This is a genomic window from Caballeronia sp. (assembly GCF_049581465.1).
Lineage (GTDB): Bacteria > Pseudomonadota > Gammaproteobacteria > Burkholderiales > Burkholderiaceae > Caballeronia.
This window is the reverse complement of the sequence record NZ_JBAUSA010001197.1, coordinates 1-11,207: the sequence shown is the minus strand read 5'-3', so window position 1 is coordinate 11,207 and position 11,207 is coordinate 1. Positions and strand designations below refer to the sequence as shown.

Here is an 11,207-nt window from a genome sequence, read left to right as displayed (position 1 = left end):
GTCTGCATCACGATCGGATACGACACGCCGTTAACCGGATTCAGCCAGAACGTCGGCGCGACCTGGCTCGAACCCGCGAAGTTGACGACCAGGCTGTTGGTCACGTCGCGCTCGGTGATCCCCAGTAACTGGGCACGCGTGCGGTCAACGTCGACGTTGAAGGTCGGGTTGCCTTGCGACTGCTGGATGCGTGCATCGGCGACCCCGGGAACCCGGCGGATTTCACGCAGCAGGCGGTCGGCGTAGGCGAAATTGGCGGCGAGGTTGTTGCCGCGAATCTGCAGGTCGACAGGCGCCGGCGAGCCAAAGTTCAGGATCTGGCCGATGATGTCCGCCGGCGGAAACGAGAAGGTGACGCCCGGGAACAGGCGCGGCAACTTCTCGCGCATCTCGCGCACATAGTCCGCTGTCGGCCGGTGGTCTGCGCTTAGCGCGATCTGGATGTCGCCGTCTTGCGAGCCGATGGTGCCCGTGTTGTTATAGGCCAGGTTGATCCCGCTGACAGGCAGGCCTATGTTGTCGACAACCGTCTTGAGTTCCGATGGGGGAACGATCTGGCGAATCTCGCCTTCGACGTTCGCCAGGATCTGCGCGGTCTTTTCAACCCGCACGCCGACCGGTGCGCGAACATGCAGAAGGATCTGCCCGGCGTCGACATCCGGGAAGAAGTTGCGGCCAAGCAGCGGTACGAGCGCGAAGGAAATAAACACGAAGCCAAGGAAGCAACTGACAAACGCCGCCCGATGGTTGAGCGCCACTTCAAGCAAGCCGTGATAGCCGCTACGGACTTTTTCGAAGCCGGCTTCGAAGCGCCGCTGGAAGCGTCCCAATGGACCGGGCCGTTTTGCTTCGTGCGCGTTCTCATTGAGATCGTGCGGATGCAGCAGGTACTTCGCCATCGTGGGCACAAGCGTGCGCGACAGGATGAACGACGAGATCATCGCGAAGATCACGGCCTCGGCCATGGGCACGAAGAGAAAACGCGCCACGCCGTTGAGGAAGAACATCGGCACGAACACGATGCAGATACAGAGCAGCGAGACGAACGCGGGCGTGACGATCTGCGCCGCGCCGTCGAGGATCGCCGACTCGACGTCCTTGCCCTGTTCGAGGTGCCAGTTGATATTTTCGATCGTGACGGTCGCGTCGTCGACGAGAATGCCCACCGCTAGGGCGAGTCCGCCTAGCGTCATGATGTTCATGGTCTCGCCGAGCGCCGAGAGCGTGGCGATCGAGCCCAGAATGGCCAGCGGGATCGAGGTCGCGATGATGACCGTTGAGCGCCAGCTGCCGAGAAACAGCAGGATCATGAGGCTGGTCAGCGCAGCGGCGATCACGCCTTCGCGCGCCACGCCGCTGATTGCCGCGCGCACGAACAGCGACTGGTCGCCGATCGCGTCGATCTTCAGGTTGTCGGGCAACGACGGCCTCGCGGCTTCCACCCGCTCCTTGATGCCGGCGATGATCCCGAGTGTCGACGCGGAGCCGTTCTTCAATACGGACATCAGTACCGAGCGGTGTCCGTTCACATGAACGATATTCGTCTGCGGCGGGTTGCCGTCGCGCACGTTCGCGATGTCGCGGATATAGATGGTCGTGCCGTTCACCGCCTTGACTGGCAGATCGCCGAGGGCCTTGATGGCGGATGGTGCGTCGTTGAGTTGCAACGTGTATTCGTGATCGCCGATCTTCTCGGTACCGATCGGTGTGATCAGGTTCTGGCCGGCCAGCGCGTTGGCCACGTCTTGCGCCGACAAGCCCCGCGCCTGCAAAGCTGCCGGGTTGATATCGATCTGCACCTGCCTTGTCTTGCCGCCGAACGGGTAGGGGATCGACGCACCCGCAACGGTCACCAGCGAGGGGCGCAGCGCATTGAGCCCGAGGTCGCCCAGGTTCTGTTCCGTCAGCCCGACGCCCGATAGCGCGAGCTGGATGATCGGCACTGTCGACGCGTTGTAGTTAAGGATCAGCGGTGGCGTAGTGCCGGGCGGTAGTGCGCGCAACTGCGTTTGTGCGATGGCGGTCACCTGCGCATTCGCGGTACTGATGTTCACGCCGGGCTGAAAAAAGATCTTGATGACCCCGAAGCCGTTCACCGATTCCGCTTCGATATGCTCGATGTCGTTCACGGTGGTGGTCAGCGTACGCTCGAACGGCGACATGATCCTGCCTGTCATTTGATCAGGCGGCAGGCCGGTGTACTGCCACACCACGCTAATCACCGGAATGCGAATATCCGGAAAAATATCAGTGGGTGTTCTCAGCGCAGACAGCGGGCCGATGATCAGGATAAAAATTGCCAGAACGACGAAGGTGTAGGGCCGTCGAAGCGCGATACGTACTAGGCCTAGCATGCGGATTCCATAGCGGAGTTAAATCGAAACGGCGCGCGAGGGTGTCGCGGTGGGAGAGGGCGACGCCCGGCTTACAGTCACAGCGAATGCCTTAGCATCACTTGTATTAATAAATTCAGAAGGCGTTCGTAAGGTCGTCGTCGGTCCAGCTTGCCTTGGACCGTGCTTCGGAAACGGCAACGCGCGAATGTACACAATTAATTAAAAGCTTGCTGAAACCGCAGAGGTTTGGATTGTTTCTTTGCCTATGTCGTTTTGACCACGGCGCCGCGACGTTCGCTGTCTATCACGTCGATGGAAACTTCTACGCGTCCGACGGCTGGTGTACGCATGAACAAGCGCACCTCGCCGATGGCTTTGTACTCGGACGCTCAATCGAATGTCCACGACACCAGGGCCGCTTCGACATTGCAACCGGCAAGCCGCTTTGCGCGCCGGTCTGTCAGCAACTGAAAACGCATCCGGTCCGCATTGAAGCTGACTCGGTGCTGATCGGTATGCCGACGGTGGAGGGGACATGAAGGAGCCCGCTGGCTAACCCACTGCGCTTAAGCTTAAATCAGGGTAATTTCGTAGCCGAAGCGTGAGGCAGCATTCACGATATGCTGCCCCATTAACTGCCGGGCGACTGCGGGTTCTTTTTTAATCAAGGCTTCAAGGATCACGTCGTGCTCCTGCCTCGCCGCGTTCGGCATCTTTCCGAAGACCGGGCCGGGCCGGGAGAATGCCGCCGCGATTAGTAGCCGCATGGGCTCGAGTACTGTCCCGATCATCGTTGCCAGATAGTCATTGCCCGAGGCGGCAGCCACGGCGCGATGAAAGTCCACGTCGGCGCTGACTGTATCGGCTGTCGGCGCTTCTTGATCCCGCATCCGTTCCACTGCGGACTGGATCGATCTCAGGTGTCGCGGCGTCATATTGATTGCCGCGAGTGCAGCAGCCTGACTTTCGAGTGCGGCCCTCACCTCGAACATATTCCGGATCGTCGGGTCTCCCTGCAGCAGGTTGATGGAAACCCGCGGAGCGGGATCGCTCTCCCGCATCATCACAAAGGCACCGACCCCCTGACGGGACTCGATCAGCCCTTGCGTGCGCAGGCTCGCAATCGCCTCGCGAACAACGTTTCGACTAACCCCAAAGTTCTCCGACAGGTAGTGCTCGGTCGGCAGGCGATCCCCGGGCTGCAAGCGCCCCGAAACAATCTCGTCAGTCAGGGTCCGCGTGATGTGCTCGGCAAGATGCGGCCTGCGCTCTACCGGTCGGACATTTAATTCACTCATGTCAAGAATCTCTATTCGGGAAGGCCTCTTCGGGCGGCCTACATTCTGGCGACCCGCAGGGTCAAAGCACGCCTCTTGTCCAACAAGGAGATATCAATCACACCAGCCCCACGGATAGCCGGGCGTGACTTGCGTAGCAAGGCGCTAATTATACGAGCGAGGTGGGCGCGACCTTCAGAAGCCCCGCTTCAGGCCGTTAATTATAGCGCACCGACCATAAGCGATGCCATGGCGATGCTAAAAACCCATCGCAGTACGGACTCACGTCTCATCGAGTAGAGGGTAAACCATAGCAAGAAATTGCCGTTGTTCTGTTGAGGGACAAGAGGATGTCCAATATGATACGTCAGTCGCCCGAGGCGGGACGCGGGAAAACGCGGATCGATGCTTCGGCACTTCGCCGCCGTCGGACATCAGTCGAGAACTTGAGGAAAGAACACCGTGAAGATTGCCAGCATAGAGTCCATACCCCTTCGAATTCCCTTTACAGCGGGTGGCCGATCAGACGCGGGAGCGTGGGGCGGAGCGGATCTCCAGACCGTCGACTCGCTGATCGTCAAGGTAACAACCGACACAGGGGTAGTGGGTTGGGGCGAGACGTTCGGCTTTACGTCCATTCCGGCTGTAAGGGTCGTGATCGATTCGATCCTCGCCCCCGCAGTGATCGGTCGGGATGCAACGCAGCTTGAAAAGCTGATGCTCGACATGCAGAAGAAATTCCACATCTTCGGGCGTAGCGGCGCCTTCATCTTCGGACTCTCGGCCATCGACATTGCGCTTTGGGATATCGCCGGGAAGGTAGCGCAAAAGCCGGTCTATCAACTCCTCGGCGGCAGCGACGCCACCGCGCTTAACTGCTACGCCAGCCTTATCCGATACTCCGACCCCGACCTTGTCAGGACCAACGTCAAGCGTGCACTGGACAGTGGCTTTCGTCATCTCAAGCTGCATGAGATCGATGTGGACTGCGTACGAGCCGCCCGCGAAGCAGCAGGCGACGACATTGATATAACGCTCGACGTCAATTGCCCGTGGTCCGTGCGCGAAGCGCTCGACATGACGAACAAGCTGCGCCCATTCAATCTCCGCTGGCTCGAAGAGCCTGTCTGGCCACCTGAGAACTATTCAGGGCTTGCACAGGTTCGGCGCGAAGGTGGCATTGCGATTGCCGCCGGCGAGAACGCGTCGACGTTGATGGATTTCCAGCATCTTCTTGAGGCGAAGTCCGTCGACTTCATTCAGCCAAGCCCCGCGAAGATGGGTGGCCTCACCGAACTGAAAAAAGTGTTCGCGTTGGCAAACGCCAATAACGTCACGGTGATGGTTCACACCTTCTATGACGGTCCGGGATTGCTTGCGAGCGTGCATGCAAGCGCGGCGCTGGGCGGCGCCGGTGCACTGGTCGAGTGGCGCTATTTCGACCTGGAGGCACAACTCTATGGTGACGCAATCATCCCGAAGAATGGCGCGATCACCGTGCCTCAGGGCGCAGGACTTGGCCTTGAGCCGGACGCCGATGTCATCCGTGACTATCGTGTGGCCTGAACGCACAAGGCCCCAGCCTTGACGACTCAATTCTCCTAGTGCCGGTCGCTTTGACCTGACAGCAGATAAGCAATTTACAGAATAACGACGACGCCGGTCGGATACGAAGCGCCGTGCAGCAACAAGAACGACGTGCTCGCCTGTAAGCCTGGCGAGCACGCGGATCAATCTCTAGGAGTGTCAACGCATGCTGGATCGTATCGTCGGGCCTTTGTTGCCCGTCGCCTTTGTCATTGTCCTAGGCTTCTTGGCCGGCAAACGCGGCAAGCTCAACCATTCAGATAGTCTTCTGATCAGCCGGCTTGTTCTTAACTGGATTTTCCCCGCCTTGCTGCTTGCCGGCATGGCCGCCACGCCTCGTTCGCAGTTGCTCGATTTCCGGTTTGTCATTGCGACGTTCATCGGAATCATGGGGATGTACGCCCTTACGTTCGCGATCGGATGGTATCGCTATCGTGAATTGAAAGCAGCAACGCTAAAGGCATTCGTGTGCGGGTATCCCGACGCGGCATTTATGGGAATCCCGATCCTCCAGGTCATGTTCGGGCCAGGAAGCCTGTATTCGGTGCTGGTGCTTAACTTGGTCGCGAGCCTCGTCATGATTCCCCTGTCGACGATGCTTCTCACTGTCGCCAGTGGTGAAGGAAGTGGTGCGAAGGCATTCGTCTCAAGCATTTCGACTGCCGTTCGTCGGCCGCTCATGTGGGCCCCGGCGATCGGTATCCTTTGCTCCCTGCTCGCGATAAAGCTGCCGCCTGTGCTGGCAGACTCCCTTAATCTTCTTGGGAAGGCGACGCCTGGTGTTTCGCTGTTGTGTCTCGGACTGATCATGTCCTCGGTGAAGTTGAAGCTGTCATCAGAGGTCTGGGTGAACACGGGGCTCAAGTTGTTATTGCACCCCGCACTGATGGCCGGTGCACTCGTGCTCCTGGCGGTCAAAGGCCATTACGCACAACAGATGATCTTGCTTTGCGCGCTCCCGTCCGCCACGATTCCCGCGATGTTTGCCAACGAAGCAGGTGCGTACAAGAGTGAGGCAACCACGTCCATTCTCATTAGCACGGTTCTGTCCATTGTCACCTTCGCCTTTGCAATCTATCTGATTGATGGGGGTCTCGCCGCGGCCTGAGAACATCTCTTATCAGGTCCTGAGTAGTGGAGAATTGACGGCCTTTTTCCCAGCGAAAAATCATGCGCATGGCAGTAGTCGGCGTCGGCGGGTAGTTCCGCGGCCGGCGTTCTGCCGCCGGCAACGAAAACGAGTTTCAAGGCTGTTGGGAGGAACTCGATTGAATTGAATCCGTTGTAAAAACCACCACATCTTGTCATTGCACCGAATGCTATCTTCTATCCGAATTCGAATCACGGCGACCTGCGTGGCCATTGTCATGGCCTCCCTGCTGGTTACGACCTGCACTATGTATTTTGTTACGCAGCGATCGGCCTTTGCTACGTTGAATCGGGATCTGAGCACTGCCGTAGATGGAAATTCTCAAGCACTGTCAGCGTGGGCAACCTCACGAGGTGAGATGGTGCAGGCTGTGTCAGCGTCCGCGATCGCCACAGAACCGATGGCGTCGCTCGTACAACTTGAAAAATCCGGTGATTTCCAGATCGCCTACGCCGGCTTTCCCGATAAACACGCATTGTTCTCTCGCGACAGGGGAATCGCGGCCAGCTATGACCCGACGACTCGCCCTTGGTATCAGCAGGCGGCCTCGGCGGGAAAGCTGATCATTACGCCACCCTATACCGACGCGGTTACGCATTCGCTGATTGTCAGTTTTTCAATGCCCATCGTAGAAAATGGCCAGCTAAAAGCGGTCGTCGCCGCAAACGTCACACTAGCCGCGGTGAATGGCATTGTGAAGGCCATCAAGCCTTCCCCTAACAGCCTCGCCATGTTGGTCGCGGCGGACGGCACCATTGTTGCCAATGGCGATGAAAGGCTCAACCTCAAGCCTGTCGCGGAACTCGTTCCTAATTTGACCGCGGAAGCACTGGCGTCGCTTGTAACGGCAACCGAAGCTGTCGAGATGAACGTTCAAGGCGTGCCCAAGTTCCTTAAGGCTGAGCGGGTTCCGGGCACAACCTGGTCTCTCGTCGTAGCGTACGACAAGGATGACGCACTGGCACAGCTACGAAGCGTTGTTCGGGCGCTTCTATTGACCTTGGTGGTGGTGGTCGCCTGTTCCGTTTTGATTATGGGGGCCCTGACCGCGTCGTCGTTCCGGCGTCTTTCCGACGTACGTTTGGCAATGGAGGAGATCGGATCGGCGGGGGGCGACCTGACGAAACGCTTGACCGCTGAAGGCAAAGACGAGGTCGCTCAGATCGCACGCGCATTCAATCGTTTTGCGGACAAAATAGCCGACGTACTTCGCGATATCCGGGACAGCAGTGAGGCTTTGAAGAGCGCTGCAGCGGAGATTGCCCAAGGTAACGTTGACCTTGCGAGCCGGACCGAAGAGTCGGCCGCGAGTCTTGAGGAAACCGCGGCGTCGATGGATCAACTGACCGGCACAGTCACTGCGTCGTCCGAGGCGGCAACACAAGCGGGGAACCTCGCCGCGGCAGCCTCGGGCATCGCGCATCATGGCGGCGAAGTGGTGGCCGGTGTTGTCTCGACGATGCAAGACATCGCCGAGTCGTCATCAAAGATTGCCGAGATCATTGGCGTCATCAACGGAATTGCATTCCAGACGAACATCCTTGCATTGAACGCAGCAGTCGAGGCGGCACGGGCGGGAGAGCAAGGGCGTGGATTCGCCGTTGTCGCCGGTGAGGTCCGCTCGCTTGCACAACGCAGCGCGCAGGCGGCGAAGGAGATTGAACGACTCATCACCGATTCAGTTGGAAAAGTTGAGTCAGGCAAGGCATTGGTTGAAAGTGCCGGCACGACGATGAATAACATTGTGATGAGCGTGAAAAAGGTGACCGACATTCTCGAAGAGATTAAGTCGTCATCTACCGAACAGACAGTCGGCATTACTCAGGTCAATCAGGCCGTCGCGCAATTAGACTCGACGACCCAGCAGAACGCCGCACTGGTCGAGCAAGCCTCCGCAGGCTCCGAATTATTACGGGAGCAGGCATTCAGGCTCGCCGATATCGTGGGTCAATTCAAGCTATAGCGAGTGCAAATGCGGACGACGCCATCACGGCGTCGTCCCCATCGCTTACGTTTAGCGCAGCGTCCGGAAACTTACGCGTATCTCTTCCGTGAACTCTTGCGGCTGTTCCCACGCGGCAAAGTGCCCGCCTTTGGGGAGACGGTTGTAATGAATCAGTTTGGGATACGCTTTCTCCGTCCAGCTCTGCGGGGCAGCGTAGATCTCATCTGGAAACACACTGACGGCAACGGGAATCGTGACGTGCTTCGGCGCAAAGAAGTTAAGCTTGTTTTCCCAATACAGGCGAGCCGACGAGACGGCCGTGTTCGTCAGCCAATAGAGCGTGACGTTGTCGAGGACGTCGGTTCGCGTAAGGCCCTCGGTCTGACCGTCAAAGACTCGTGCGATGAGCGCCTGACTGGCGGCATCGTGGTCGAGCATCCAGGCAGCCAGGCCAATAGGTGAATCTTCAATCCCGTACAGCGTCTGCGGGCGCCCCGCCATTTCCTGGGCATAGCCAAGGCCGTGCTTATAGAAAAAGTCGAGCTGATCGTACGCGTGCTTCTCGTCGGGGTTGAGTCCTGCTGGCGCCGGCTCGCCCTGCTTGAGTGCTTCTGCAATGTTGTCCGGTACGGTAGCCGGCATGTTGGTGTGCATGCCGAGCAGTCCCGGCGGCGTCAGCAGGGCCATCTGCTCCGTGATGGCATTGCCCCAATCGCCGCCTTGCGCGACGTATTTCGTGTATCCGAGACGCTGCATCAGTACGATCCAGGCGCGTGCGATGCGAGCAGGATCCCAGCCGGTTGCTGTCGGCTTGCCTGAGAAGCCGTAGCCCGGAAGCGACGGAATCACGATGTCGAAAGCGTCCGATGCCGCGCCGCCATGCGCTGTCGGATTGGTCAGCGGATCGATGATCTTCAACTGCTCGATGATCGAGCCGGGCCACCCGTGCGTGACGATCATCGGCAACGCGTTTTCATGTTTCGAACGAACGTGGATGAAATGAATGTCGAGCCCGTCGATCTCGGTGACGAATTGCGGCAGGGCGTTCAACCTCGCTTCGACCTTGCGCCAGTCGTAATCCGTTGCCCAATAACGTGCGAGTCTTTGCATGTTCGCGAGCTGCACGCCTTGCGATGCATCCGTTACCGTTTCCCGCTCAGGCCACCTGGTCGCCTTGATACGTCTTTTTAAGTCGATGAGTTGCGATTCCGGCGCATGTATGCGAAGCGGACGAATCGAGGTCGGGTCACCGCTGGGTGACTGTGCGATGTCAGTGACGGCCTGATTCGTATCTGCGAAAGCGAGCTGGCTCAATGCGCTCGCTGCAACGGTCGCCGCTGCGACGCCGATAAACCGACGGCGCGATGGGGTTTGAGGAAGGGTATCGTTTGGCATACAAACTCCGATTGGTAATAAGGGTACGTAAGGGGGCAGAGCGAAAAGTGCCACAGCAATGGAATGCAATGCTGAGCAACGCACTTTCATGAGCGCCCACCTGGACCGCTTATATAGGGAGCCAGTCGGCAAACCTCAAACTCGTCGCCACCTTGATTGACCGCAAACCATAGTTCGCGGTAGGTGGAGCCATTATGTGTAGGCAAGCACTTGGCGTAAACGGCAGCACGTGCACAACACTTGTGTGCATCAGGAATAACCACGTAGGCGATTCTTACGTCTAACGATTGCCTGAAAACAGGCTTATTTGCGTCTTCGGACGGGGTGTCTGCCCTGTTTTTAGGATCCCATGCAGTATGATTTTCGACAGGACAAAGCTCATTGCATAGTTAAGGGGTACGACCGAAAGTGCACCGACCCCATAAGCAACACTAAAGGATTGAGGAGAAGCTTGGACGCGCTGTCGTGACTCGAAGGCGCTCGCACCGCATCGGAAGTCGGAGCGCGCTGTAGTCAATCTCGCTGCGCATCGGTGTGCCTCCAAGCTTAAGCGCTGACCGCGGATCTGGCGCGGGCGTTCAGAAAGCCGGAATAATCGAGCCTTTGAACTGGGTGTTGATGAACTGCTTCACGTCTTGGGATTCGTACGCTGCCACCAGTTTCTTGACCCATGGCTTGTTGCGATCCTGCTCGCGCACGGCGATCAGGTTGGCGTAGGGGCCCTTCAAATCTTCGATCGCGATTGCATCTTTTGTCGGTGACAGGCCGGCCTTCACCGCGTAATCGGTATTGATTGACGCAGCGCTCAGGTCATCGAGCGAGCGCGGCAGTTGGGCGGAATCGAGCTCGACCAGTTTGATACCCTTTGGATTCTCGACGACATCTAGCGGAGTCGCATTGACGCCGTTCTGTCCGGCACCTGCTTTCAGCTTGATCACGCCATTCTTTTGCAGCAACAGGAGTGCGCGATTGCCGTTGGACGGATCATTCTGGATACCGACCTTTGCGCCCTGGGGCAGGTCTTTGAGCGACTTGATCTTCTTTGAGTAGAAGCCCATTGGCGCGGTGTAGGTCAGGCCTACGCTTACGATCTTGTAGCCGCGCTGCTTGATCTGGCTGTCGAGAAAGGGCTTGTGCTGGAAGCCGTTGGCATCGAGATCGCCGGCGTCGAGCGCGGCGTTTGGCTGGATGTAATCGTTGAACTCGATGACTTTCACCGTTAACCCGTCGCGTGCGGCCACTTTCGTCACTTCCGTCCAGATTTGAGCATCGGGGCCGCTCATGGTACCGACGCGAATAGGCGCATCTTCGGCGTGGGCAGTGCCCAAGGCAGTTGCGAGCGCCGCGACGGTTAAGCTGGCGATGACGGTTCTACGAAGCATGTTTGATCTCGATGGGTTAGGAGGGATGCATCGTGACACGGCTTTGCTGATTGCGGAACCAATCGGTTTTCATGTACTTATGCGAAAGTCGCGGGATGGCGCGGGGGGGGGGGTGGGTGCTGCTCGCGGAGAGTG

Annotated in this window: 8 protein-coding genes; 4 read left to right on the top strand and 4 right to left on the bottom strand. The window is 58.3% G+C overall.

Annotation, left to right across the window (positions count from 1 at the left end; translation table 11 throughout):
• A partial coding sequence (locus WCA53_RS29280) for an efflux RND transporter permease subunit (protein WP_423919400.1) occupies window positions 1-2,354 on the bottom strand: 2,354 nt, incomplete at its 3' end.
• Window positions 2,355-2,587: 233 nt separating this feature from the next.
• Between WCA53_RS29280 and WCA53_RS29275 the strand changes: the two genes are divergently transcribed.
• Complete coding sequence (locus WCA53_RS29275) at window positions 2,588-2,875, top strand: non-heme iron oxygenase ferredoxin subunit (RefSeq protein ID WP_423919397.1); 288 nt, start codon at window positions 2,588-2,590, stop codon at window positions 2,873-2,875.
• 33 nt (window positions 2,876-2,908) lie between these two features.
• Here WCA53_RS29275 and WCA53_RS29270 read toward each other — a convergent pair whose 3' ends face one another.
• Window positions 2,909-3,634: a FadR/GntR family transcriptional regulator gene (locus WCA53_RS29270; RefSeq protein ID WP_423919392.1), complete on the bottom strand. Its 726-nt coding sequence runs from the start codon at window positions 3,632-3,634 to the stop codon at window positions 2,909-2,911.
• Window positions 3,635-4,075: 441 nt separating this feature from the next.
• On the opposite strand from WCA53_RS29270, the gene WCA53_RS29265 reads away from it, so the two are divergent.
• The 3 genes from WCA53_RS29265 to WCA53_RS29255 all read left to right on the top strand — a co-directional run bounded on the left by WCA53_RS29265 (window position 4,076) and on the right by WCA53_RS29255 (window position 8,313).
• Window positions 4,076-5,179, top strand: coding sequence for a mandelate racemase/muconate lactonizing enzyme family protein (locus WCA53_RS29265; protein ID WP_423919388.1), 1,104 nt, complete (start codon window positions 4,076-4,078; stop codon window positions 5,177-5,179).
• A gap of 187 nt (window positions 5,180-5,366) precedes the next feature.
• On the top strand, window positions 5,367-6,308 hold the full coding sequence (locus WCA53_RS29260) for an AEC family transporter (RefSeq protein ID WP_423919385.1): 942 nt from the start codon (window positions 5,367-5,369) through the stop codon (window positions 6,306-6,308).
• Between the two features lie 208 nt (window positions 6,309-6,516).
• A complete protein-coding gene (locus WCA53_RS29255) occupies window positions 6,517-8,313 on the top strand; it encodes a methyl-accepting chemotaxis protein (protein ID WP_423919403.1) in 1,797 nt (598 codons plus the stop codon).
• A gap of 51 nt (window positions 8,314-8,364) precedes the next feature.
• On the opposite strand, the gene WCA53_RS29250 is transcribed toward WCA53_RS29255, so the two are convergent.
• Together WCA53_RS29250 and WCA53_RS29245 are read right to left on the bottom strand one after the other, a co-directional pair.
• Window positions 8,365-9,690, bottom strand: coding sequence for an epoxide hydrolase family protein (locus tag WCA53_RS29250; RefSeq protein ID WP_423919382.1), 1,326 nt, complete (start codon window positions 9,688-9,690; stop codon window positions 8,365-8,367).
• A 578-nt stretch (window positions 9,691-10,268) separates the two neighbouring features.
• Window positions 10,269-11,072, bottom strand: coding sequence for a MetQ/NlpA family ABC transporter substrate-binding protein (locus WCA53_RS29245; protein ID WP_423919379.1), 804 nt, complete (start codon window positions 11,070-11,072; stop codon window positions 10,269-10,271).
• Between the last annotated feature and the right edge of the window lie 135 nt (window positions 11,073-11,207).